18 protein-coding genes are annotated in these 24513 nt (G+C 59.7%); 12 read left to right on the forward strand and 6 right to left on the reverse strand.

Annotated features, from left to right (window positions below; genetic code table 11):
- Positions 1–22 precede the first annotated feature (22 nt).
- From flgE to CKW11_RS08295, 4 genes are all read left to right on the forward strand, one after another.
- Complete coding sequence (flgE, locus tag CKW11_RS08280) at positions 23–1339, forward strand: flagellar hook protein FlgE (RefSeq protein WP_095137140.1); 1317 nt, start codon at positions 23–25, stop codon at positions 1337–1339.
- 145 nt (positions 1340–1484) lie between these two features.
- Entirely contained in the window at positions 1485–2690 is a 1206-nt protein-coding gene (locus CKW11_RS08285) for an efflux RND transporter periplasmic adaptor subunit (RefSeq protein WP_218235251.1), read from the forward strand.
- A gap of 38 nt (positions 2691–2728) precedes the next feature.
- The gene (locus CKW11_RS08290; protein WP_095137391.1) at positions 2729–4705 is read left to right on the forward strand and encodes a MacB family efflux pump subunit; all 1977 of its coding nucleotides are present in this window, start codon (positions 2729–2731) and stop codon (positions 4703–4705) included.
- Positions 4702–6087 carry an efflux transporter outer membrane subunit gene (locus CKW11_RS08295; protein WP_095137142.1) on the forward strand — a complete coding sequence of 462 codons (1386 nt, stop codon included), beginning with the start codon at positions 4702–4704 and terminating at the stop codon, positions 6085–6087. The genes CKW11_RS08290 and CKW11_RS08295 overlap by 4 nt, the downstream gene beginning before the upstream one ends.
- Positions 6088–6843: 756 nt before the next feature.
- Here the strand turns inward: CKW11_RS08295 and CKW11_RS08305 are convergent.
- Positions 6844–9738 carry a ribonucleoside-diphosphate reductase subunit alpha gene (locus CKW11_RS08305; protein ID WP_095137143.1) on the reverse strand — a complete coding sequence of 965 codons (2895 nt, stop codon included), beginning with the start codon at positions 9736–9738 and terminating at the stop codon, positions 6844–6846.
- 849 nt (positions 9739–10587) lie between these two features.
- Between CKW11_RS08305 and CKW11_RS08315 the strand changes: the two genes are divergently transcribed.
- Both CKW11_RS08315 and CKW11_RS08320 read left to right on the forward strand, forming a co-directional pair.
- Positions 10588–11310 carry a response regulator gene (locus CKW11_RS08315; protein ID WP_095137145.1) on the forward strand — a complete coding sequence of 241 codons (723 nt, stop codon included), beginning with the start codon at positions 10588–10590 and terminating at the stop codon, positions 11308–11310.
- A complete protein-coding gene (locus CKW11_RS08320; RefSeq protein ID WP_095137146.1) occupies positions 11307–12917 on the forward strand; it encodes an ATP-binding protein in 1611 nt (536 codons plus the stop codon). The genes CKW11_RS08315 and CKW11_RS08320 overlap by 4 nt, the downstream gene beginning before the upstream one ends.
- A gap of 117 nt (positions 12918–13034) precedes the next feature.
- Here the strand turns inward: CKW11_RS08320 and CKW11_RS08325 are convergent, their stop codons facing one another.
- On the reverse strand, positions 13035–13760 hold the full coding sequence (locus CKW11_RS08325; protein ID WP_095137392.1) for a 4'-phosphopantetheinyl transferase: 726 nt from the start codon (positions 13758–13760) through the stop codon (positions 13035–13037).
- 159 nt (positions 13761–13919) lie between these two features.
- Positions 13920–14711: a dienelactone hydrolase family protein gene (locus CKW11_RS08330; RefSeq protein ID WP_095137147.1), complete on the reverse strand. Its 792-nt coding sequence runs from the start codon at positions 14709–14711 to the stop codon at positions 13920–13922.
- Positions 14712–14852: 141 nt separating this feature from the next.
- Here CKW11_RS08330 and CKW11_RS08335 point away from each other — a divergent pair, with 141 nt between their 5' ends.
- The 3 genes from CKW11_RS08335 to CKW11_RS08345 all read left to right on the forward strand — a co-directional run bounded on the left by CKW11_RS08335 (position 14853) and on the right by CKW11_RS08345 (position 17629).
- Positions 14853–15458 (forward strand): hypothetical protein, encoded by a 606-nt coding sequence (locus CKW11_RS08335; RefSeq protein ID WP_095137148.1) that lies wholly within the window; start codon positions 14853–14855, stop codon positions 15456–15458.
- 150 nt (positions 15459–15608) lie between these two features.
- The gene (locus CKW11_RS08340; protein ID WP_095137149.1) at positions 15609–16286 is read left to right on the forward strand and encodes a response regulator transcription factor; all 678 of its coding nucleotides are present in this window, start codon (positions 15609–15611) and stop codon (positions 16284–16286) included.
- Positions 16283–17629, forward strand: a complete 1347-nt coding sequence (locus CKW11_RS08345) for an ATP-binding protein (protein WP_095137150.1) — start codon at positions 16283–16285, stop codon at positions 17627–17629. Before CKW11_RS08340 ends, CKW11_RS08345 begins: the two co-directional genes overlap by 4 nt.
- Before the next feature lie 111 nt (positions 17630–17740).
- Here the strand turns inward: CKW11_RS08345 and CKW11_RS08350 are convergent, their stop codons facing one another.
- The gene (locus CKW11_RS08350) at positions 17741–18739 is read right to left on the reverse strand and encodes an AraC family transcriptional regulator (protein ID WP_095137151.1); all 999 of its coding nucleotides are present in this window, start codon (positions 18737–18739) and stop codon (positions 17741–17743) included.
- Positions 18740–19091: 352 nt separating this feature from the next.
- Here CKW11_RS08350 and CKW11_RS08355 point away from each other — a divergent pair, with 352 nt between their 5' ends.
- Both CKW11_RS08355 and CKW11_RS08360 read left to right on the forward strand, forming a co-directional pair.
- Positions 19092–20426 (forward strand): dicarboxylate/amino acid:cation symporter, encoded by a 1335-nt coding sequence (locus CKW11_RS08355; protein WP_095137152.1) that lies wholly within the window; start codon positions 19092–19094, stop codon positions 20424–20426.
- Positions 20427–20682: 256 nt separating this feature from the next.
- Entirely contained in the window at positions 20683–21864 is a 1182-nt protein-coding gene (locus CKW11_RS08360; RefSeq protein WP_095137153.1) for a CaiB/BaiF CoA-transferase family protein, read from the forward strand.
- 110 nt (positions 21865–21974) lie between these two features.
- Here CKW11_RS08360 and CKW11_RS08365 read toward each other — a convergent pair whose 3' ends face one another.
- Positions 21975–22469: a SprT family zinc-dependent metalloprotease gene (locus CKW11_RS08365; RefSeq protein ID WP_041067555.1), complete on the reverse strand. Its 495-nt coding sequence runs from the start codon at positions 22467–22469 to the stop codon at positions 21975–21977.
- A gap of 148 nt (positions 22470–22617) precedes the next feature.
- Positions 22618–23220: a Yip1 family protein gene (locus CKW11_RS08370; RefSeq protein ID WP_016773629.1), complete on the reverse strand. Its 603-nt coding sequence runs from the start codon at positions 23218–23220 to the stop codon at positions 22618–22620.
- A 352-nt stretch (positions 23221–23572) separates the two neighbouring features.
- Here CKW11_RS08370 and ttcA point away from each other — a divergent pair, with 352 nt between their 5' ends.
- Complete coding sequence (gene ttcA / locus CKW11_RS08375) at positions 23573–24397, forward strand: tRNA 2-thiocytidine(32) synthetase TtcA (protein ID WP_007968702.1); 825 nt, start codon at positions 23573–23575, stop codon at positions 24395–24397.
- Positions 24398–24513 lie beyond the last annotated feature (116 nt).

Here is a 24513-nt window from a genome sequence, read left to right on the forward strand (position 1 = left end):
AACCGGCACAAAGGAGTGGAATATGTCTTTCAATATCGGCCTTAGCGGTCTCTATGCAGCCAACAAACAACTGGACGTGACCGGCAACAACATCGCCAACGTCGCGACCGCCGGTTTCAAATCGTCCCGTGCAGAGTTCGCAGACGTTTACTCGGCCACTCGCCTGGGTACCGGCAGCAAGGTCATCGGTAACGGCGTGCGCCTGGCCAACGTTTCCCAGCAGTTCACCCAAGGTGACATCAACAACACCGGTAACGTGCTGGACATGGGCATCAACGGTTCGGGCTTCTTCACCATGAGCAACAACGGCTCGATCTCCTACACCCGCGCCGGTACGTTCAAGGTCGACGATAAAGGCTACATCACCAACACCGACTACACCTCGCGTCTGCAGGGCTACGGCGTGGATGCCAACGGCAAGGTCATCAACGGCGTACTGACCGACCTGAAAATCGACACCTCGAACCTGGCGCCAAAGTCCACCTCGCTGGTGACGTCGACCATCAACCTGGACTCGACCGCTCCGGTGATCGACGACACCGTGGCCGCCGGCAAATTCGACCCGACCAACCTCGCGACCTACACCAAATCGTTCAGCACGCCGATCTATGACAGTCAGGGCAACATGCACCCGATGGATCAGTACGTGGTCAAGACCGGTGCCAACACCTGGAAGGTCTACACCTTGGTAGACGGGCGTAACCCGGACGCTACCGGTAGCGATCCGAAGGTCACCGCGCCGACACCTTCGACCATGACGTTTGACTCCGCTGGCAAACTGACTCAGGTCAGCACCCTGCCTGGTCCAGTGATCAGCAGCGACTTGAAGCTCACCGGCTGGGTACCGGGTAACGTGGTCAACGGTACCTTCAAACCTAACGGTGCCGCTGCGAACACGGCCGGCATTACCATTTCGATGGCGCAGACTACCCAGTACAACGCCGACACCGCCCGTTCGATCCCGACCCAGGACGGCTATGCTACTGGCCAGATCACTAACCTGACCATCGACGGTACCGGTACCCTGTTCGCCAACTTCAGCAACAACCAGAACAAGGCCATCGGCCAGGTTGCGCTGGCCAGCTTCACTAACGAGCAGGGCCTGCAAGCGATCGGTGGAACGAGCTGGAAGGAAACGTTCGCCTCGGGTATCCCGGGTTATGACGCTCCGCAAACCGGTACCCTGGGTTCCATCCAATCCAACTCGCTGGAAGAGTCGAACGTTAACCTGACCAACGAGCTGGTAGACCTGATCAAGGGCCAGAGCAACTATCAGGCGAACGCGAAGACCATTTCGACCCAGAGCACCATCATGCAAACCATCATTCAGATGACCTGATATCGATGTTTTGTAAAAAGCTGTAACGGAAAGCCCCTCTTTGAGGGGCTTTCTTGTTTAATGCGCGCGCCGGGGCCACTCGTCTGCGGCAATCGTATTTGTGCGGGCGTATTCATGCGCTTGCTCAGGCAACACCCGGGCGCCAATGAACGGTTCGCCCAACCACAGACAGGGATGTAACGATCACTCCATGGTTTTTTTCTCTCGCTCCCGAATCGTCCTCGGGACGTTGTTCGTCAGTGCATTGCTGGTCTGGTTTATAGGGGGGCAGGGCTGGGGCGCCACGCCAAGGAAATATCTGACCACGACCGTCACCGTCGAGGATCTTGAAGAAACCGTATTGGCCAGTGGTACGGTCAAGCCTTTCCAGCAAGTCAGTGTTGGCGCACAGGTCAACGGGCAACTCCAGAGCCTGAAGGCCGGGTTGGGCGATACGGTGCGCCAAGGTCAGCTGCTAGCCGAGATTGACCCGTTGTTGCCACAGAACGAATTGCTCAAGTCACGGGCAGCATTGCTCAGTGTCCGGGCACAATATAAGGCTCGACAGGCGCTGATTCGCCAGTACGAACTTGATTTCCGTCGCAAGCAAAGTCTGGTTGCCAGTGAGGCCGGATCGCGGGCCGATCTGGAAATAGCCGAAGCGCAATTGCAAAGCTCACGTGCCGAACTGGCATCCCTGGCTGCGCAGATTTCCCAGGCGGAGATAGAAATCCGCATCGCCGAAGTCAACCTTGGCTATACGCGTATCAATGCGCCGATGGACGGAGAAGTCATTGCCGTGGTGACGAGGCAGGGGCAGACCGTCGTTTCCGCGCAAAGTGTCCCGACTTTGCTGATCCTGGCCCGACTGGACCGGATGACGGTCGAGGCGCGGATATCTGAAGCTGACGTGGTTCGAGTCAAGCCAGGCCAGGCGGTGTCCTTCAGTATCCTGGGCGATCCGGATCGGCGCTTTGAAAGTCATATTCGGGCGGTAGAACCGGCGCCAGAGTCCATTGCCCGGCAGGACACAATGCTGGGTAGCGGTGGCTCGACTGCTGGCGGTGCCGATGCAGCGGTGTATTACAACGCGCTGTTTGACGTGCCCAATGACGATCGTTCGTTGCGCACATCAATGACGGCGCAGGTCAGTGTGCTGCTCGCTTCTGCGCCAAAAGCCACAACGGTGTCGGTGGCTGCGTTGGGCAAGCGTGCCGCGGATGGCCGCTATGAAGTGCGTCGACTGGTTGATGGTCAGTTGCAGACGGTGCTGGTCAAGACCGGCTTGCGCAATGACCTTAATGTTCAGGTGTTGGACGGTCTCAAGGAGCATGACGAAGTTGTCCTCGGCGAGGAGCCGGAGCCTCAATGAGCAGCGCGAACGATCTTCGCGGCTTGACGCCGGATGCGATGAACGACGTGTTGCCGGACAAGCCGCTATTGTCCCTTGAAGGTGTGCAGCGTTGGTTCGCTGATGGCGAGGCCAGAACGCAAGTGTTGCGGGACGTGAGTCTGACCATTGGCGCCGGAGAAATGGTGGCGATTATCGGTCCGTCTGGCTCCGGAAAATCCAGCCTGATGAATATCCTCGGCTGTCTGGATCGTCCCTCCGCCGGTCGCTACTGCATCAACGGTCTCGACATGGCCGGTATGAGCAGCGATGAGCTGGCGACATTGCGTCGTGAGCATTTCGGGTTCATTTTCCAGCGCTTTCATTTGCTGTCGCATTTGAGCGCTGAGGCCAACGTCCAGGTGCCGGCCATTTACGCCGACCAGTCGTTTATCGAATGTCAGCAACAGGCCAGGGCATTGTTGCAACGCCTGGGGCTGGGGCAGCGCCTGCAGCATCGGCCGGGGCAGCTTTCCGGTGGTCAGCAGCAGCGGGTCAGTATTGCCCGTGCGCTGATCAATGGTGGCGCGGTGATCCTGGCTGACGAACCTACCGGCTCGCTGGACTCACGCAGTGGTGAGGAGGTAATGGCCATCCTGCGTGAACTGCACCGTAGCGGCCACACCATTATTATCGTGACCCATGACGTGCAGGTGGCGCAGCACGCTGACCGAATTATCGAGATTCATGACGGAGAGATCGTCGCGGATCAATCGAATGCCAGCCGAAAAGTGCCTGCGGCGCAGGTCGCCGAGGCTGGTGAAAGTACGCAAGATCAGGGGCGCGAAGTAGCGGCGGTGCAGTGGCGTCGCTTCAGCGAGGCTTTCAAGATGGCCTGGGTTTCCCTCTGCAGCCATCGTATGCGTACATTGCTGACCATGCTGGGGATCATCATCGGCATCGCCTCAGTGGTGTCGGTGGTCGCTTTGGGGCAGGGCGCGCAGACTCGGGTACTGCGCGATATCAGCGCCATGGGCACCAATACCATCGATGTTTATCCTGGCAAGGACTGGGGGGATGAGCAGGCTGCCTCGATCCGGACCCTGCAACCTGTGGATCTGCGGATCATCCAAGGGCAGTCCTGGGTCGACAGTGTCTCGGCGATGGTCAATGGCAGCCGAACGATTCGCTATCGCAATCTGCATGTCAGTGCCACCGTCAATGGTGTCGGCCACGATTATTTCCAGGTGATGGGCATCCGCATGAGCAAGGGGGCGGTGTTCAGTGCCAGCGATGTAATGCGCCGCGGCCAGACCCTGATCATTGATCACAATACTCGACAACGGCTGTTCAAGGAGTGGGAGCAGCCACTGGGCAAAGTCATCCTGGTGGGCGGCCTGCCTTGCACGGTCGTAGGGGTCATGGAAAGTCGCGATGACGGTTTTTCAGGGCCAAGCCTGCAGGTCTATCTGCCTTATACGACGGTGATGGGGCGCTTGTTGGGGCAGAGCCATTTCAATTCGATCAAGGTTCGGCTCAGGGAGCAGGTTGCCAGTCCAGCAGCAGAGCAAGCACTGCAAACATTGTTGGTGGCACGTCATGGGCGCGCGGATTTTTTCCTCAGTTCCAGCGACAGCATCCTTAAAATCGTACAGAAAACCACAGACACACTGACCCTGCTGATTTCTGCGGTGGCGCTCATTTCACTGTTGGTTGGTGGTATCGGCGTGATGAATATCATGCTGGTGTCGGTCACCGAGCGCACCCGGGAGATTGGCATCCGCATGGCGGTCGGCGCGCGGCGCACGGACATCCTGCAGCAGTTTTTGATCGAGGCGGTGCTGGTCTGTCTGCTGGGGGGCTTGTTGGGTGTCCTGCTTTCGTTGTTGATCAGCCAGGTGTTCGGCTATTTCGTGCAGACAATCGTTATGGAATTCACGGCTTTGGCCATGATTTCAGCGTGTTTATGTTCGCTGCTGGTCGGCGTGTTGTTCGGTTATATCCCGGCGCGCAATGCCGCCCGGCTTGATCCCATTCAGGCGTTGTCCAGAGAATGAAGTACACGAAGCGCAAGTGGATCTGGGCATTGCCGTTGCCTTTGTTGTTGGGCGGCTGCAGCGCTCTGCTGCACAGCGAATATCGTCAACCGCAAGTGAAGATGCCGGCCTTCTGGTTTGGCGACGCATCCCGTGAGCGCTCATTGAGCGTGCAAGAGCGATGGTGGGAAACGTTTGATGATCCACGTCTGAACGCCTTGGTCGACGACGCCCTGGCGCGCAATAACGATCTTGCAGTTGCTGCGCTCAGAGTGCGTCGGGCAGCGCTTCAGGCAGGGCTCACCGGCACCAATATCACGCCCGATCTGGACGTGGGGGCGGGGGCGGACTGGAGCAGGAATCTGCATCGAGACAATTCAAGCCAGCGTCGATTTTCCACGAGCGCGACGGTGCGTTACGAAGTCGATTTGTGGGGGAAACTGGCGAGTACGCGCGATGCCGGGCAATGGGCGCTGTTGGCGACCGACTTTGACCGGCGTGCCAGCGCGCTGAGCCTGGTGGGTACGACGGCGCGCCTGTATTGGCAGATCGGCCTGTTCAACGAACTGGTCCGGTCTGCGCGGGAAAGTATCGGGTACGCCGAGCAGACGTTGCAACTGGTGCAGTCTCAACATCTGGCGGGTGCGGCGACGGGTCTTGAAGAGGCACAAGCCGAGCAGGTGTTGGCCACGCAGCGTGCTGTATTGAGTGACTATCTGCAGCAACTTGAAGTGGCGCGCAACGCACTGGCCATTGTCTTTGATCAGGCACCCGAGCATCGGTTTGCAGAACTTGTGCAATTACCTTCGACGGCATTGGCGAGTGTGCCGGCAGGCTTGCCGGCTGATCTGGTTGATCGACGTCCGGATTTGCAGGCGGCTGAATGGCGATTGCGCCAGGCGCTGTCGAACTATGACGCAACGCGTGCCAGTTTCTATCCCTCGTTCACACTGACGGGCGGTCTGGCTACTGGCGGTAGTCGAGAGTTAAGCCAAGTGCTCAATAACCCTGTCGGTCTATTGGGTGTTGGTATCAGTCTGCCGTTTGTGCAATTGAATGTTCGCAAGTACACAGTGGGTATATCGGCGGTGGACTATGAGGCGGCGATAATCGACTTTCGTCAGAGCCTTTATATCGCGCTGGCGGAAGTTGAAGACGCCCTGTCGGCGCAAGTGCAGTTGGCTGATCAGGGGGGACGGCGAGAGCAGGCTCTGGTCGCCGCAATGAAAGCCGAAGGGTTGGCCGAAATTCGTTATCGCAGCGGGCAAACGGGTATCAAGGAGTGGCTGGATCTGCAAGAGAGCCGGCGTGCCGCGCAAATTTCACTGGCGCAGAATCGCTTCGAGCGACTGCAGGCGCAAATGGGACTGTACCTGGCGCTGGGCGGAGGCTTCGCGCGTTAATTTATTGCGCAGACAAACGTTAACTTATTGGGATGTTGTTTTTAATTAAGGAAGATTGTGCCGCGTGTCTGGTTTTAGTTAGCGTATTTTTTTTGATTTGGGTCAGTGGTTTGTATGCAATTAATGTTGTAGGTCTTTGCCTGGTTGTTGATTTTTTGAGTTGATTTAATTAATAAATAGTTTTGGTTGTGGGGGTTTTATTTGTTGTTTTTAGTTGTTTCGCAATGTAAGGTGCGCGCTCTTTCGTCAGGGCCTTGATGAATGATGGGTGTTCGGTTTGCAACACTCTTACTGCTGTCTCTGGTTGTGTCGGCAAGATGATGATCTATGAAGTTATTGCGCTGACGACCGTTTGAGACGTTTATTTGAAATGGAGATCGTTATGTCGCTGCGTATGGGTTTTGGTCTGACTTTGGCCGCAAGTTTGCTGTTGGGTGCAGTCGTTGTTCAAGCTGCACCGGCTTCCTGGTGGCTTTATCAGTCGGCTTCGACCGGCCGTACTATGTGCAGCAACGTTCCACAAGCCAGTGGCTGGGTTCGTGTTGCCGGTCCTTACAATAACGGCGGCTGCCGATAGTAAGCACCAATAAGGAGGCTCCTTCTGTGAAGGGGCCTTTTTTGTATCGGCTGAACCCTGTTCATTAGAGCCTTGGTGTTTGGCAGACAAAAGAAAACCCCCGACAAACCAGAAGTCTGTCGGGGGGTTTCTTTTGCCTGGAGGAGTCAGGCGTCTCGCGACGCCTGACCCGGCTCAGCTTATTGGCAAGCTTCGCAATCCGGCTCGTCGATCGCGCAAGCCTTTGGCACTGGAGCTGGACCGGCCGGAGCTGCCAGAACCGAATCGTCGCCGTGGTTGCCGCCGCTGGAAACAGCGTTCAGCTTGCCGGTGTTGATGGTCGACTTCTCGGTGCTGGTCGCGGCCAGGGCACGGAGGTAGTAGGTGGTTTTCAGACCACGGTACCAGGCCATGCGGTAGGTCACGTCGAGCTTCTTGCCCGAGGCGCCGGCGATGTACAGGTTCAGCGACTGGGCCTGGTCGATCCACTTCTGACGACGGCTGGCGGCGTCAACGATCCACTTGGTATCCACTTCGAACGCGGTCGCGTAGAGCTCTTTGAGTTCTTGCGGGATGCGCTCGATCTGCTGAACCGAACCGTCGTAGTACTTCAGGTCGTTGATCATGACCGAGTCCCACAGACCACGAGCCTTGAGGTCGCGAACCAGGTACGGGTTGATCACGGTGAATTCGCCCGACAGGTTCGATTTCACATACAGGTTCTGGTAGGTCGGTTCGATCGACTGCGATACGCCGGTGATGTTGGCGATGGTCGCGGTCGGTGCGATGGCCATGATGTTGGAGTTACGAATGCCTTTCTGTACACGGGCGCGAACCGGTGCCCAGTCCAGGGTTTCGTTCAGGTCAACATCGATGTACTTCTGGCCGCGTTGTTCGATCAGGATCTGTTGCGAATCCAGTGGCAGGATGCCTTTGGACCACAGCGAACCGTTGAAGGTCTCGTACGCGCCACGCTCATCGGCCAGGTCGCAGGACGCCTGGATCGCGTAGTAGCTGACCGCTTCCATCGACTTGTCGGCGAACTCGACGGCAGCGTCGGAACCGTAAGGGATGTGCTGCAGGTACAGCGCGTCCTGGAAGCCCATGATGCCCAGACCGACCGGACGGTGACGGAAGTTGGAGTTCTTCGCTTGCGGCACCGAGTAGTAATTGATGTCGATCACGTTGTCGAGCATGCGCACGGCGGTGTTCACGGTGCGTTGCAGCTTGGCGGTGTCCAGCTTGCCATCCACGATGTGGTTCGGCAGGTTGATCGAGCCCAGGTTGCAAACGGCGATCTCGTCCTTGTTGGTGTTCAAGGTGATCTCGGTGCACAGGTTCGAGCTGTGAACCACGCCGACGTGCTGCTGCGGGCTACGCAGGTTGCACGGGTCTTTGAAAGTCAGCCATGGGTGGCCGGTTTCGAACAGCATGGAAAGCATTTTGCGCCACAGGTCTTTGGCCTGGATGGTCTTGAACAGCTTGACCTTGCCCGGGTACTCGGTCAGGGCTTCGTAGTACTCGTAACGCTCTTCGAAGGCTTTACCGGTCAGGTCGTGCAGGTCAGGAACTTCGGATGGCGAGAACAGGGTCCACTTGCCGTCATCGAAGACACGCTTCATGAACAGGTCAGGGATCCAGTTGGCGGTGTTCATGTCGTGGGTACGACGACGATCATCACCAGTGTTCTTGCGCAGTTCGATGAACTCTTCGATGTCCATGTGCCAGGTTTCCAGGTAGGCACACACAGCGCCTTTGCGCTTGCCACCCTGGTTAACGGCTACGGCGGTGTCGTTCACCACTTTCAGGAACGGAACTACGCCTTGCGACTTGCCGTTGGTGCCTTTGATGTACGAACCCAGGGCACGCACAGGGGTCCAGTCGTTGCCCAGGCCGCCAGCGAATTTCGACAACATGGCGTTGTCGTGGATCGCGTGGTAGATGCCCGACAGGTCGTCCGGAACGGTGGTCAGGTAGCAGCTCGACAGCTGTGGACGCAGGGTACCGGCGTTGAACAGAGTCGGGGTCGAAGCCATGTAGTCGAACGAGGACAGCAGGTTGTAGAACTCGATCGCACGGTCTTCTTTCTGCTTCTCTTCGATCGCCAGGCCCATGGCCACGCGCATGAAGAAGATCTGCGGCAGTTCGAAACGCACGCCATCCTTGTGGATGAAGTAACGGTCGTACAGGGTCTGCAGGCCCAGGTAGGTGAATTGCTGATCGCGCTCGTGGTTGATCGCCTTGCCCAGTTTTTCCAGGTCGAAGGTCGCCAGCACAGGGTTCAGCAGTTCGAACTCGATACCTTTGGCGATGTAAGCCGGCAGCGCCTTGGCGTACAGGTCGGCCATTTCGTGGTGAGTGGCGCTTTCGGCCACACCCAGGAAGCCCAGACCTTCGGCACGCAGGGTGTCCATCAGCAGGCGAGCGGTGACGAACGAGTAGTTCGGCTCACGTTCAACCAGGGTACGCGCGGTCATCACCAGTGCGGTGTTGACGTCGTTCAGGGCCACGCCGTCGTACAGGTTTTTCAGGGTTTCGCGCTGGATCAGATCGCCATCGACTTCAGCCAGGCCTTCGCAGGCTTCGGTGACGATGGTGTTCAGGCGGCCCATGTCCAGCGGCGCGAGGCTGCCGTCGGCGCGGGTGATGCGGATCGACGGGTGCGCGTCGACCGCAGCTTCTACCGGCGCATGGGCTGCGCGTTCTTTCGAGCGGCCGTCACGGTAGATCACGTAGTCGCGAGCGACTTTCTGCTCGCCGGCACGCATCAGGGCCAGTTCGACCTGGTCCTGGATTTCTTCGATGTGGATGGTGCCGCCCGACGGCATGCGACGCTTGAAGGTCGCGGTGACCTGTTCGGTCAGGCGCGCAACGGTGTCGTGGATTCGCGACGAAGCGGCAGCGGTGCCGCCCTCAACTGCGAGAAACGCTTTGGTGATAGCGACGGTGATCTTGTCATCGGTGTAAGGAACGACAGTGCCATTACGCTTGATCACGCGCAGTTGACCAGGCGCGGTGGCGGCCAGATCCGAATTCGAATCGGCGGCCTGCGGCAAGGTGCCCTGCGGGTTCTCGCGAGTTGTGTCGGTTTGCATGGGGGGTGATCTCCACATTCTCTATGTTTGTTTGGGCACCATCATGGTGCTCACCGTTCTGGTCCGAAGCACTACAACCGACGGGCGTCGGGCATAACAACTTCGGACCAGTAGGAAAAAGGCTAATGACGCCGCATCCTTGCCGAAGTTTTTGGCTGCGAGCCAGGGCTCGAGCCGGATTCCTTCCCGGGTGACAGTAATGACTGCAACACCCGTACCGTTCCGGTCGTTTCCGACCTGAAAAACGGCGCCATCCGCAAGTGCGGTTTGGGCTTTGAAAAACTTGCTTGGTTCAACCGGAAACTGGCAATAAAGCGCTTGAGTTTCAGGTCCGAAATGTGGTTGGTCGTCTGAGCGGAAAACCCTATATGTAGGGTCTCTCCTCGCGCCGTGCTACAAGATAATGCGTTTCGAGAGGGCTTGCAACGTACTAGCTGTGGATAAACCTGTGCGTAAATTGTGTAAGAAACCAGGAATTCCCGTGTAGGCCGCGAACCTGCTGAGCTAGACCGTTTGTCACTGTTTTTCACCCGGGAAAAACGCTTCAGCGGAATTTTAAGGGCGCGAACCCTACCACAAAAAACCGCCGTGTCCGAACGCATTTGGCGACTTGTGTTCTGGCTGTACGCCGTTTATACAATCGAGCGGTGCTTACCCGTTCTTATCCTCCTGAAAGATGACAAAAAGACCGGAGAAATGTGGGAGCGGGCTTGCTCGCGAAAGCGGTGGGTCAGGCAATGTTCATGTTGACCATGCCGCCGTCTTCGCGAGCAAGCCCGCTCCCACAGGGGAATCGAGTCAGGCCGAGCATTCTTCCTTATTAATAAAAACAGCAAGCAGAGGTCACCGGTGGAGCAAGAAGCCTGGCAGGTATTGATAGTCGAGGACGACCAGCGTCTGGCCGAACTCACCCGCGAATACCTGCAAGCCAATGGATTGCGCGTGGAGATCGAAGGCAACGGCGCGCTGGCGGCGGCGCGGATCATCAAGGAGCAGCCGGACCTGGTGATCCTCGACCTGATGCTGCCCGGTGAAGACGGCCTGAGCATTTGCCGCAAGGTGCGCGACCGTTACGACGGGCCGATCCTGATGCTCACCGCGCGCACTGACGACGCTGACCAGATTCAAGGCCTCGACCTCGGTGCCGACGATTACGTGTGCAAACCGGTGCGTCCAAGGCTGTTGCTCGCGCGGATCCAGGCCTTGCTGCGCCGCAGCGACACAGCCGAGCCGATCGCGGAAAAAAGCCGTCGCCTGCAATTCGGCCCACTGGTGGTGGACAACGCCTTGCGCGAAGCCTGGCTCGGCGACAGCGGTATCGAACTGACCAGCGCCGAATTCGATTTGCTCTGGCTGCTGGTGTCGAATGCCGGGCGGATCCTCTCCCGCGAAGAGATCTTCACCGCGCTGCGCGGCATCGGCTACGACGGCCAGGACCGCTCGATCGATGTACGCATCTCGCGCATCCGCCCGAAAATCGGCGACGACCCCGACCATCCGCGCCTGATCAAGACCATCCGCAGCAAAGGCTATCTGTTCGTCCCTGAAGCCTGCGTGGATCTGGCCCTGTGAATTCGATCTTCCTGCGCATCTATGGCGGCATGTGCGCGGCGCTGATTCTGGTGGCGGTGCTCGGGGTGCTGGCGCTGCACCTGCTCAATCAGGTGCGCAGCGAGCAATACCGCGAGCGTCTGGCCCACGGCACGTTCTCGCTGATGGCCGACAACCTGCAACCGATGAACCAAACCGAGCGCCATCGCGCGTTATTGGTCTGGGAGCGTCTGCTGGGAATTCCGTTGGCACTGAAGACGTTCTCCGAGACCGGTCTGGACTTGTCCCAGCGCACTCGGGTGCAGCGCGGCCAGGCGTTGGTGGAGCAGACCGGCCCGCATGCGGCGCGGGTCTACAAAATGGTCAGCGATAAAGAGCAACTGGTGCTTACCGGCGACGTGCAGCAGATCAGCGAGCAACTGGCGCGTGCGACTATTTACCTGCTGGCCGATGAACTGGTGCGGGTGCCGGTCGGCGAACAGCCCAGGCGACTGGCGCAGTTAAAGGAAGAGAAGGGCTTCGGTTTCGATCTGCGGCTGGTCACGGTCAACGAAGCCGACATGGATGAAGACCAGAGCCGTCGCGTGTCCGAGGGCGATACGGTAATGGCGCTGGGCAAGGGCGGGGATTCGATCCGGGTGTTTGCCGGCATGGTCGGCACGCCGTGGGTGCTGGAGATCGGCCCGCTGTATCAGATGAATCCGTACCCGCCGCAATGGCTGGTGCTGATTGCGGCCCTCGGCCTGAGCCTGATCGGGCTGATCGTCTACCTGTTGGTGCGTCAGCTCGAGCGGCGTCTGCGTGGTCTCGAAGCCGCAGCCACACGCATCGCCAAGGGCAGCCTGGAAACCCGCGTACCGGCCCGCGGTGCTGACTCGGTGGGGCGGCTGGCGGCGGCGTTCAACGGCATGGCCGAGCACTTGCAGCAGTTGCTGGCGATCCAGCGCGAGCTGGTGCGTGCGGTGTCCCACGAACTGCGCACGCCGGTGGCGCGCCTGCGTTTCGGTTTGGAGATGATCGGCTCGGCCACCACCCCGCAGGCGTTGGAAAAGTACCGTGAGGGCATGGACCACGACATCGAGGATCTCGATAAGCTGGTCGACGAAATGCTCACTTACGCGCGTCTGGAGCAAGGCTCGCCGGCACTGACCTTTCAACGCATCGACCTTGATGCGCTGGTCAATCAGGTGATCGAAGAACTGGCGCCGTTGCGTGCCGAGGTCACGGTGCAGCGCGGGTTGTGTCTGTCCGCTGCGGATAACGACGGCGCCTGGGTCGAGGCCGAGCCGCGCTTCCTGCATCGGGCGTTGCAGAATCTGGTGAGCAACGCGATGCGCCATGCGCGCTCGAAAGTCACGGTGAGTTATCAGGTCGGGCAGTTGCGCTGCCGGGTGGACGTCGAGGATGACGGGCCGGGTGTGCCGGAGTCGGCGTGGGAGCGCATTTTCACGCCGTTCCTGCGTCTGGATGACAGCCGCACCCGGGCGTCGGGCGGGCATGGCTTGGGGTTGTCGATTGTGCGGCGGATCATTCACTGGCATGACGGTCGGGCGCTGATCAACAAGAGCAAGAGCCTGGGTGGGGCTTGCTTCAGTCTGAGCTGGCCGAGGAATCAGGAGCGCCGTTGAGTTTTGTGTCAGCAGAGAGGGCGCCTTCGCGAGCAAGCCCGCTCCCACCCTTGAAATGCAATCCCCTGTGGGAGCGGGCTTGCTCGCGAAAGCGGCGCAACAGTCGCCAAAAAATCCTCAGGCCGGAATGCTGACCAGACTCAACAACTGCCCATCCTGCACCCCAAATTGCGCCTCCAGCTCGGTGCCATGACGCCATTCATCAGACAGGTCAGTCAGCAGACGCAACCGGACCTGCCCCTGCTCCGTCCACTCCAGCACCTCGGCGTGCTCGAAATAAAAGCGCTTCTGCACAATCGGGTACAGGGCCTTGAACAGGCTCTCTTTCACCGAAAACGTCAGGGTCACGCACAACCCCAGTTGCTCCTGCGAGCCGGCGGCCATGCGCTGCAGTTCCGCCGGCGTCAGGATCTCCCCGGCCAGGCGTTCGGCGCGGTCGCTGTCGAGCAGGTTTTCCAGATCCATGCCCAAGCCGCGCCAGTGCTGTTTATTGGCGACAATCGCCGCTGCACGCCCGGTGCTGTGGGTGATCGAGCCGCAAATGTGCGCCGGCCACACCGGCGCACGGTCTTCGCCAATCGGCGGAATCACGCTTGAGCCTTCCAGTTGCTGCAGCGCAGCCCGGGCGCAAATCCGCCCGGCGAGAAACTCGGCCTGACGCTTGGCCACCGAGCGCTGAATGCTCGGCGGCGCTTCGATGGCGCTGCGCTGGAAGTCATCGCCCAGCAGTTGCTTCGGGTCGAAACGGGTGCTGAGCAGCACGGTCTCGGGCAACACGTTGGGCAACGGCCAGTGGGCGTCGAGCGGGGTGCAGCAGGCGGGGAGGGGCGGGCTGGAATTCATGGCGGGCATTTTGCCGGTTGGCGCGGATGCTGGGTAGAGCCAAATCCTGTATCTGGCGGCGCTGACCCTGTAGGAGCTGCCGAAGGCTGCGATCTTTTGATCTTGATCTTAAAAAGCAAAGATCGCAGCCTGCGGCAGCTCCTACAGGGTGGATGTGGATCAGCCAAAGATTTTCTGGAAGAACGCCTTCATGTCCGCCCAGGATTTTTCATCGGCCGCCTTGTTGTAACCGATATCCGGGCCACCGTGTTCACCGTGGCTCAAACGATCGGCATCCGGATTGGTGAAACCATGCTTGGCGCCGTCGAGGCTGACGAATGTGTAGTCGGCGCCGGCCTTGTCCATCTCGGATTTGAATGCGGTGACGTTGTCTGGAGTGACCATGCTGTCCAGCGCACCGTGCTCGACCAGAATTTTCGCCTTCACACTGCCGGGCGTCGCCGGGGTGGTGGTCGCCAGCGCACCGTGGAAACTCACCACGCCCGCCAGTGGCTCGCCCTGACGCGCGGCGTTGAGCACCACGCCACCGCCGAAGCAGTAACCGATGGCGGCGATTTTATTGACGTCGGTCTGCGGCTGCTTTTTCAGCAGGTTCAGCCCGGCCTCGAAGCGCTTGCTGGAGGCCGCGGCATCCTGGGTCGCGGCTTGCATGAACGCCATTGCATCCTTGGGATGTTCGGTGTTCTTGCCTTCGCCATACATGTCGATCGCCAGCGCGCTGTAGCCCAGTTCGGCGAGATCGCGGGCGCGACGCTTGGCGTAATCGTTCAGCCCCCACCATTCGTGCACCACCACCACGCCCGGGCGTTTGCCCTTGATCGCGTCGTCGTAGGCGTAGTAGCCGATCAGCCTGGTGCCGTCGGCGCTCTGGTAGGGAATCTCCTGAGTCTTGATCGCGGCGTTGGCCAGGCTGCTGGCAGCGAGCAAGGCGAGGGCGAGGAACAGGCGCATGGTCGGTCTCCTTATCGAAAGTGGTCAGGACAGCCTAGTCGATTTGATTCAGCGCAGGTTCAGAGAGTGTTCAGGGGCGGTACAGGGGCCGGTCAGTAACCTTGCGCCATACCCAAACAGCAATGTGAAAGAGGAAACGCGATGAATCATCTAAACAAACTGCTGCTGGCTTTTACCTTGTTGGGCTCAAGCATTGCGGCACACGCCGATGACACCAGCAACTTTGCCGGCCTGACGTTCGGCCAGAGCAGTGACAAGGTCAAAAAGTCCCACGCGCTAAACGACAACCTTGGCCACCCGGACGCCAGCGGCGCAATTGACGGCAACAACACTTACGGCGTGCGCCTCGGCCAGCAAAACTCGCAAGGTCGTTACTACGCGACTTACGACAACGTGTCCGGTTCGCACAATGGCATTAAACTGCGCCAGGAAAACCTGCTGGGCAGCTACGATCTGTTCTATCCAGTGGGCGGCAGCACCAAACTGTTCGGCGGTGCAACGGCCGGTTTGACCAAGCTGACTCAGGACTCGCCAGGCTACAGCCGTGACAGCGACATCGGTTACGCCGTCGGTGGCCAGTTCGGTGTACTGCAACAGGTGGCGCAGAATGTTTCGGTCGAACTCGGTTACCGTTACTTGATGAGCAACGCCAGCACTGAAATGAAAGAGAGCGGTGGCAGCAAACAAGGCTCGCTGGACTTGACCAGCAGCGCCCAGACTTATCTGTCGGCGAACTACGCTTTCTAAGGCGTTGCCGCCAGATCCAGTGTGGGAGCGGGCTTGCTCGCGAAGGCGATGTGTCAGTTGACATCCGGGTTGACTGATCCACTGCTTTCGCGAGCAAGCCCGCTCCCACAGCTGCGTTGTTGGAGTTTTTGATTTACCCGGGAGAGCGTTATGAAACTGTTGGTCGTCGAAGATGAAGCGCTGTTGCGCCATCACCTGCAAACCCGCCTGACGGAGAGCGGTCACGTGGTCGAGTCCGTGGCCAATGCCGAAGAGGCGCTGTACCAGACCGGACAGTTCAACTTCGATCTGGCGGTGATCGACCTCGGCCTGCCAGGTATGGGCGGTCTGGACCTGATCCGGCAGTTGCGCTCAAGCGGCAAGACCTTTCCGATCCTGATCCTCACCGCGCGCGGCAACTGGCAGGACAAGGTCGAAGGCCTGGCCGCAGGGGCCGACGACTACGTGGTCAAGCCGTTCCAGTTCGAGGAACTCGACGCGCGCCTGAATGCCTTGCTGCGCCGCTCCAGTGGCTTCACCCAGTCGACCATCGTCGCCGGGCCGCTGTTGCTGGACCTCAATCGCAAGCAGGCGTCGCTGGATGAACAGCCGCTGGCGCTGACCGCCTACGAATACCGCATCCTCGAATACCTGATGCGCCACCACCAGCAAGTGGTGCCCAAGGATCGCCTGATGGAACAACTCTACCCGGATGACGACGAGCGTGATCCGAACGTCATCGAAGTGCTGGTCGGCCGCCTGCGCCGCAAGCTCGAAGGCCCGGGCGGGTTCAAACCGATCGACACCGTGCGCGGTCTCGGTTATCTGTTCAATGAGCGCTGCACTTGATCCGTTCCCTTCGCGTTCGTTTGATGCTTGCCGCCACCACGTTGGCGGTGTTGTTCATGCTCGCCTTGCTGCCGGCGATGCAGGGTGCGTTCAGCCTCGCGTTGCAGGATTCGATCGAGCAACGCCTGGCCTCGGACGTCACCACACTGATCTCCGCCGCACGGGTGGAGAATGGTCATTTGGTGATGCCCTCGCAGTTGCCGGATGAGCGCTTCAACCTCACCGACTTCCGCTTGCTCGGCTATATCTACGACCGCGACGGCAAGTTGGTCTGGCGATCGAAAGCCACTCAGGAAGAGCAGATCAACTACAAACCGCGTTACGACGGCCTCGGCAACGAGTTCGCGCGGATCCGTGAAGCCAGCGGCCAGGAGTTCTTCGTCTACGACGTCGAAGTCAAACTGCTCGGCGGTAAAAGTGCCGCGTTCAGTATCGTCGCCCTGCAACCGGTGCGCGAATACGAAAACACCCTCGAAGGCCTGCGCGAAAATCTTTATCTGGGCTTCGGCGCCGCATTGCTGGTGCTGCTGGCGCTGTTGTGGATCGGCCTGACCTGGGGCCTCAAGGCGCTGCGCCGGCTCAGTCAGGAGCTCGACGAAATCGAAAGCGGCACCCGCGAAAGTCTCACCGAACAGCACCCGCGCGAACTGCTGCGCCTGACCGGCTCGCTCAACCGTTTGCTGCACAGCGAACGCCAGCAGCGCAGCCGTTACCGGGATTCTCTCGATGATCTGGCGCACAGCCTGAAAACCCCGTTGGCGGTACTGCAAGGGGTCAGTGAGGACATGGCGCAACGCCCGGAAGATCGCGATCAGGCCTGGGTGCTGCAAACCCAGATCGAACGCATGAGTCAGCAGATCAGCTATCAACTGCAACGGGCCAGCCTGCGCAAAAGCGGTCTGGTGCGCCATCAGGTGCGGCTGCAACCGGTGCTCCAGAGCCTGTGCGACACGCTGGACAAGGTTTACCGCGACAAACACGTTCGAGTGGCCTTCGATCTGCCGGAACAATGCTATGTGCCGATCGAGCAGGGCGCGCTGCTCGAGATGATGGGCAACCTGCTGGAAAACGCCTATCGCCTGTGCCTGGGCGAAGTGCGCATCAGCGTGCGCGAGACCCTCGCGGGTATCGAGCTGTGCATCGAAGACGACGGTCCGGGCGTGCCACCGAATCAGCGCGCGCGGATTCTCGAGCGTGGCGAACGTCTGGATCGTCAGCATCCGGGGCAGGGTATCGGCCTGGCGGTGGTCAAGGACATCATCGAGAGCTACAACGCCAAGCTGATGCTCGGGGATTCGCCGATGGGCGGGGCGGCGTTCAGGATTCAGTTTCCTGCGGTTTAGGTGTTGGCTGTTCTGACGTCATCGCGAGCAGGCTCACTCCTACAAGGGGAATGCATTTCAAATGTAGGAGTGAGCCTGCTCGCGATGGCGCCAGTCAGTTCACCGCAGGTCTTACTGCTCCTGCGCCCGATACGCCCCCGGTGTCAGCCCCGTCCATTTCTTGAACGCCCGGTGAAACGCCGACGGTTCGGAAAACCCCAGTTGCTCGGCAATCTGCTGCAACGACAGATTCGCCCGCCCCAGGTGATAAATCGCGATGTCGCGGCGCAACTGATCCTTCAATTCCTGAAAACTGGTGCCTTCTTCGCGCAAATGCCGACGCAGGGTTTGTGGGCTGATGTGCAGGTGCGCGGCCACCGCTTCCAGGTCCGGCCAGTGCGCGCTGTCGCGGCTGAGCAAGCGGCGCAGGCGGCTGCTGAGGCTGTCGCCGTCGTCCGGCCGTGACAGCAGGTCGGCGGGCGAGCGTTCGAGAAAGTGCTTGAGGGTGCGTTCGTCCTGCAACAGCGGCATCGACAGATAGCGGCTGTGAAACAGCAGGCTGCTCTGCTCGGCGCAAAACACCAGCGGGCAGGGGAACAGCAGGTCGTATTCGGCACCGTGCGCCGGTTTCGAGTAACTGAAGGTGGCCTGCTCCAGACGAATCCGCTGGCCGATCAGCCAACTGCCGAGACGATGCCAGATCACCAGCAGGCTCTCGCTGAGGAAGTGATCCGGGTCCCATAACTGCGAGTCATCGAGGCTCAGGCGCACCCATTCGTCTTCGCGACTCAGGCTCAGGCGCGGGGCTTCGGGGAATAGGCTATAAAACATTAAACCGCGCTGCAGTGCCTTCTCCAGATTCCGGCAGTGGATCAGAGCGTGGCACATCATCGCGAAACTGCCGGGTTTGCTCGGCGCGTTGCCAAAGCCCAGGTATTCGTCATCCAGCGCCAGCCACAGACTCTGGATCAGTTGGGTGAATTGCTCCGGGGCGATGCGCGCCCGTGGCTCATCGAGCAACTCCGGGCTGATGCCCAGTTGCTGCAGCAGCGGCGCATAGTCGAACCCCGAACGGCGTGCGCCGCCGAGGGCGGCACGGGCGAAATGACTGGCGATGGTACGTTCGCGCATAAGCGGCAGATCCTTCCTCAGGCGCCGGATGGTAGCCGGGGCATGCGCAAGGCAACAAGGCGGATTTCCGCCAAATTGTAGGACGAGATCCGCCGAGTTGGCGGAAATCCGCCACACTCGCGTCACCGGGCAGTGACAAAAAAAACTGCGCATCCCCTGATATCAAAAGGCTTGCAGCCATTTGCACCAAAGTGGCACGGCGTTTGCGATAAGAGCGATAGAAGCGTGCGTTTATCCACCAGGAAAAGCGCCGTTCCAACAACAAATCCCTCCAGTGCAGGAGGGTTCGCAATTTAAGGTTTTGCGGACAACAGATGGATGTTGCCCCGTGGGACTCTTGAGGAAATTTGCAATGACGACTCGTCAGCCACTCTACAAATCCCTGTACTTCCAGGTGATCGTTGCCATCGCCATCGGCATCCTGCTCGGTCACTTCTACCCACAGACCGGTGTGGCCCTCAAGCCACTGGGTGACGGGTTCATCAAACTGATCAAAATGGTCATCGCCCCGATCATTTTCTGTACCGTTGTCAGCGGTATCGCCGGCATGCAGAACATGAAATCGGTGGGCAAGACTGGCGGCTACGCGCTGCTGTACTTCGAAATCGTTTCCACCATTGCCCTGCTGATCGGTCTGATCGTGGTCAACGTTGTGCAACCGGGCGCCGGCATGCACATCGACGTCACCACCCTGGACGCCTCGAAAATCGCCACTTATGTGACGGCCAGTAAAGACCAGAGCATCGTCGGCTTCCTGCTTAACGTGATCCCGAACACCATCGTCGGCGCATTCGCCACCGGTGACATCCTGCAAGTGCTGATGTTCTCGGTGATCTTCGGCTACGCCCTGCATCGCCTGGGTTCGTACGGTCGTCCGCTGCTGGACATGATCGATCGCTTCGCCCACGTGATGTTCAACATCATCAACATGATCATGAAACTGGCGCCGCTGGGTGCTTTCGGCGCGATGGCCTTCACCATCGGTGCCTACGGCGTTGGCTCGCTGGTGCAACTGGGCCAGTTGATGATCTGCTTCTACATCACCTGCGTGCTGTTCGTGGTGGTGGTGCTGGGTGCGATCTGCCGTGCTCACGGTTTCAGCGTGTTTAAACTGGTGCGTTACATCCGTGAAGAGCTGTTGATCGTACTGGGCACGTCCTCGTCGGAATCGGCACTGCCACGCATGCTGATCAAGATGGAGCGTCTGGGCGCGAAGAAATCCGTGGTGGGTCTGGTGATCCCGACCGGTTACTCGTTCAACCTCGACGGTACTTCGATCTACCTGACCATGGCGGCTGTGTTTATCGCTCAGGCGACCGACACCCACATGGACATCACTCACCAGATCACCCTGCTGCTGGTATTGCTGCTGTCCTCCAAAGGCGCCGCCGGTGTGACCGGTTCGGGCTTCATCGTGCTGGCCGCCACCCTGTCGGCCGTAGGTCACCTGCCGGTGGCCGGTCTGGCGCTGATCCTGGGTATCGATCGCTTCATGTCCGAAGCCCGCGCCCTGACCAACCTGGTCGGTAACGCCGTAGCGACCATCGTTGTCGCCAAGTGGGTGAAAGAGCTGGACACCGACGTGCTGCAAGCCGAGCTGGCTTCTGGCGGTCGCGGTATCTCCGATGAGCGTGAAGAAGATGACCTGGGTGTGGCTGAAGGCCCAACCCCGAGCAATGTGAAGTAACTGCAATTTGGTAATACCTTGTGGCGAGGGAGCTTGCTCCCGCTGGACTGCGCAGCAGGCCCTTCTTTGAAGAGGGGGCCGCTTCGCGACCCAGCGGGAGCAAGCTCCCTCGCCACAGGTGTTCTGAAAAACCTGCTTCGGCAGGTTTTTTATTGCCTGCGATTTGAGCTTTACGGTCACTGCCGCTGATGCATCCGGTGATTGCCGTGCGCGGCATCGCTGCCTAGGCTGAGTACATCGCCCAAGGAGATCGCCCATGTCCGCACCGCTGGCCTCACTGAAGATTCTCGATTTCTCTACCTTGTTGCCAGGGCCGTTCGCCTCGCTGCTGCTGGCGGACATGGGCGCCGAAGTGCTGCGCATCGAATCGCCGACGCGCCTGGATCTGCTGCGGGTGTTGCCGCCGCACGATCAAGGTGTGTCGGCCAGCCACGCTTACCTCAATCGCAACAAGCGCAGCCTGGCGCTGGATCTCAAACAGCCGGAAGCGCTGGAGGTGGTCAGGCAGTTGCTGGGCGACTACGACATCGTTCTGGAACAGTTTCGCCCCGGTGTGATGGAGCGTCTGGGCCTGGGGTACGAGGCGCTGAAGGCGATCAATCCGAAGCTGATTTACGTGTCGATCACCGGCTACGGCCAGACCGGGCCTTACAAGGATCGCGCCGGGCATGACATCAACTATCTGGCACTGGCCGGGCTCTCCAGCTACACCGGTCGCGCCGACAGCGGGCCGTTGCCGCTGGGCATGCAGGTGGCGGATGTGGCGGGCGGATCGTTGCACGGGGTGATCGGCCTGCTGGCGGCGGTCATCGCCCGGCAGCGGACCGGGCAGGGCACGCACTTGGACGTGAGCATGACCGATTGCGCCTTCAGCCTGAACGCCATGGCTGGCGCCGGGTATCTGGCCTGTGGCGAGGAGCCGCATTGGGAAGAGCAGATGCTCAATGGCGGTAGCTTCTACGACTACTACCGTTCGCGCGACGGGCGTTGGTTGTCGGTGGGCAGTCTGGAGCCGGGGTTCATGCAGCAACTGTGTCAGGCGTTGGGCCGGCCGGAGTTGGCGGCGCAGGGCTTGTCACCCAGGCCTGAACAGCAGCGCGCCTTGAAGGAAGCGCTGAAAATCGAGTTCGAGAAGCATGATTTCACCGAGCTGTGCGAGCTGTTCGCCGGGGTCGATGCCTGTGTCGAACCGGTCTTGAACCTGAGCGAGGCGGTGCAGCATCCGCAGTTGCAGGCGCGCGGGCTGGTGACCCAGGTGCCGCGCGGCGACGGTTCCAGTCAGGCGCAGATTGCCTGTCCGCTGAAGTTTTCCGAGGCGCTGCCGGCGCCGCGACATGTAGGGGCGGGGTTGGGGCAGCATACGGAGCAGGTGTTGGGGGAGTTGGGGTTTAGCCCTGAGCGGATTGCTCAACTGCGTGCGACCAGGGTGATTCTTTAGCGGCTGTGCCGGACTCTTCGCGAGCAAGCCCGCTCCCACAGGGGAATGCATTTCAAAATGTGGGAGCGGGCTTGCTCGCGAAGGCGTCGGCGGCGACAACACCAAACCGACTATTCCACCCGCATCTCACCACTGAACACCAAGGTATTGCGGCAGCGCCGGCACAAGTAACGTCGCCCTTGGCGCACCAGGCTATGACGCTGCGCCGAAAACGGAAAATCACTGTCGGCGCACGGGCATTTGTAGATATAGCGGGTCACGCTGCGGCGTTTGACGGCATAGGTGTGGCAACGATCCGGCGGCAGCTCGTAAACCCCGCGCATGATCAGTTGCCACTCCTCGCCATGCGGCTGGATGCGGTCGCCGAACAGTTGATGGGCGATCAGGTGCGCGACTTCGTGGGCCACCGTCTGCTTGAGGAAGTGTTCGGTGTTTTCCCGGTACAGCTGCGGGTTGAAGCGCAGCAGGTTCTCGTGCAGATGCGCGACACCGGCTTTTTGCCCGCGCAGCTTGAGGCTGACGACGGGGCGTTGGAAATGACGTTTGAAAAAGGCTTCAGCGAGTTGGTAACAGTCTTCGACGCGGGTATTGAGTTGCTCGGGCATGCTTGATGGATCTCCAGAGGCGTCGAGTATGCCGCAACCTCTGGGACTTGCGAATCGCTGACCTGCCGAATGGTCATCCGCCAAACGAGAAGGCCGCCTTGCGGCGGCCTGTATTGGCAGATCTTGTTTTTCTCGGGGGTGAAACATGTCAGTTGGTATACACCGGCCCCACGCCGAGGCCCCAGACAATCACGGTGAACGCCATGATGGCCACCAGCACCACCAGACCCACCGCCAGCACCGAGCTAGAAAACAGGAAGCCTTCGTCCGACGGAATGTTCATGAACGTCGGCAGCCCGACATACAGCAGGTACACCGTGTAACAGATGGCCGCCGTGCCGACGATCATCCCCAGCCACATGTGCGGATACAGCGCCGCCAGCCCGCCGACGAACAACGGCGTCGCGGTGTAGGTGGCGAATGCCACGCAACGGGCCAGACTCGGGTTGGCGTCATAAGTGCGGGCCATCCAGTGCACGAAGGCGCCCATCACCGCAACCCCGCCGAGCATCGCCAGGTACGACATGATGGTCATCCACAGTGCGCTTTCAAAGGTCAGCATCACCGGTGCGCGGTTGCCGATCACCCAGCCGACTTGCGTGGTGCCGATAAACGCCGAAACCGCCGGAATCGCCGCCAGAATCAGCGTGTGCGTCAGGTACATGTGGCTGATGCTTTCCTCTTGGTCGCCACGGATTTCCTTCCATTCCTGATCAGGGTGGGTAAAAAGTCCCACTACGTGATGGATCATGCCAGTCACTCCTCTTGTTATTGCCATCGCCCCCCAGCGGAGCGCCTACGGGCCAAGGTGGCCGAGCAAATTCAGGTCTTCAGATGTGTGCGACCTTATGTCGCAGTATAGAAAGGACTTAACCGCACAGGGACTAGGGGCTTAGAGCAAATTGCGCTTTAAATGCGGAGCGTAATCGCAGTTGCATCTGTAGGAGCTGCCGAAGGCTGCGATCTTTTGATCCTGGTTTTTTACAATCAAAAGATCGCAGCCTTCGGCAGCTCCTACAGGGTGCGTCCGTCAGGATGCTGCGCCGCCGGTGGGTTTTTGCGTAAAATGCCCGCCTTTCGTCACACCTCACGGATTTCGCGTCATGGGCACTCTTACGGTCAACCAGAACAAACTGCAAAAGCGCCTGCGCCGCCTGGCCGGCGAAGCGGTCGCCGATTTCAACATGATCGAAGACGGCGACAAGGTCATGGTCTGCCTGTCCGGGGGCAAGGACAGCTACACCATGCTCGACGTGCTGCTGCACCTGCAGAAGGTTGCACCGATCAAGTTCGAGATCGTCGCGGTGAACATGGATCAGAAGCAGCCGGGCTTCCCCGAGCACGTGCTGCCGGCCTACCTGAAAGAACTGGGCGTCGAGTACCACATCGTCGAGAAGGACACCTATTCGGTGGTCAAGGAGCTGGTGCCGGAAGGCAAGACCACTTGCTCGCTGTGCTCGCGCCTGCGTCGCGGCACGCTGTACACCTTTGCCGACGAAATCGGCGCGACCAAAATGGCCCTCGGTCACCACCGTGACGACATCGTCGAGACGTTCTTCCTCAACATGTTCTTCAACGGCACCCTCAAGGCGATGCCGCCGAAGTTGCGCGCCGACGACGGGCGCAACGTGGTGATCCGTCCGCTGGCCTACTGCAACGAGAAAGACATCCAGGCCTACTCGGACTTCAAGGAATTCCCGATCATCCCGTGCAACCTTTGCGGTTCGCAGGAAAACCTGCAGCGTCAGGTGGTCAAGGAAATGCTTCAGGACTGGGAGCGCAAGACTCCGGGCCGAACTGAAAGCATCTTCCGCAGTCTGCAGAACGTGGTGCCGTCGCAACTGGCCGACCGCAATCTGTTCGACTTCACCAGCCTGAAGATCGACGAGACCGCGGCTTCGCGCTTCGTTAACGTCGTCAATCTGTAAACACTGTCCCTGTGGGAGCGGGCTTGCTCGCGAAGGCGGTGTATCAGTCGCTATATGCGCCGACTGACACTCAGTCTTCGCGAGCAAGCCCGCTCCCACATTGGTTTTTCGTTTCA

Origin of the sequence: Pseudomonas sp. Irchel s3a10, from assembly GCF_900187525.1 — a bacterium.
Lineage (GTDB): Bacteria > Pseudomonadota > Gammaproteobacteria > Pseudomonadales > Pseudomonadaceae > Aquipseudomonas > Aquipseudomonas koreensis_G.

Bases quoted from the DNA above. Each gene is read 5' to 3' on its own strand.
- CKW11_RS08370 (WP_016773629.1), bottom strand. From the start codon at position 23,220: ATGATCCATCACGTAGTGGGACTTTTTACCCACCCTGATCAGGAATGG.
- CKW11_RS08365 (WP_041067555.1), bottom strand. From the start codon at position 22,469: ATGCCCGAGCAACTCAATACCCGCGTCGAAGACTGTTACCAACTCGCT.
- CKW11_RS08360 (WP_095137153.1), top strand. From the start codon at position 20,683: ATGTCCGCACCGCTGGCCTCACTGAAGATTCTCGATTTCTCTACCTTG.
- CKW11_RS08295 (WP_095137142.1), top strand. From the start codon at position 4,702: ATGAAGTACACGAAGCGCAAGTGGATCTGGGCATTGCCGTTGCCTTTG.
- CKW11_RS08290 (WP_095137391.1), top strand. From the start codon at position 2,729: ATGAACGACGTGTTGCCGGACAAGCCGCTATTGTCCCTTGAAGGTGTG.
- ttcA (WP_007968702.1), top strand. From the start codon at position 23,573: ATGGGCACTCTTACGGTCAACCAGAACAAACTGCAAAAGCGCCTGCGC.
- CKW11_RS08335 (WP_095137148.1), top strand. From the start codon at position 14,853: ATGAATCATCTAAACAAACTGCTGCTGGCTTTTACCTTGTTGGGCTCA.
- CKW11_RS08355 (WP_095137152.1), top strand. From the start codon at position 19,092: ATGACGACTCGTCAGCCACTCTACAAATCCCTGTACTTCCAGGTGATC.
- CKW11_RS08325 (WP_095137392.1), bottom strand. From the start codon at position 13,760: ATGAATTCCAGCCCGCCCCTCCCCGCCTGCTGCACCCCGCTCGACGCC.
- CKW11_RS08340 (WP_095137149.1), top strand. From the start codon at position 15,609: ATGAAACTGTTGGTCGTCGAAGATGAAGCGCTGTTGCGCCATCACCTG.
- CKW11_RS08305 (WP_095137143.1), bottom strand. From the start codon at position 9,738: ATGCAAACCGACACAACTCGCGAGAACCCGCAGGGCACCTTGCCGCAG.
- CKW11_RS08285 (WP_218235251.1), top strand. From the start codon at position 1,485: ATGAACGGTTCGCCCAACCACAGACAGGGATGTAACGATCACTCCATG.
- flgE (WP_095137140.1), top strand. From the start codon at position 23: ATGTCTTTCAATATCGGCCTTAGCGGTCTCTATGCAGCCAACAAACAA.
- CKW11_RS08330 (WP_095137147.1), bottom strand. From the start codon at position 14,711: ATGCGCCTGTTCCTCGCCCTCGCCTTGCTCGCTGCCAGCAGCCTGGCC.
- CKW11_RS08350 (WP_095137151.1), bottom strand. From the start codon at position 18,739: ATGCGCGAACGTACCATCGCCAGTCATTTCGCCCGTGCCGCCCTCGGC.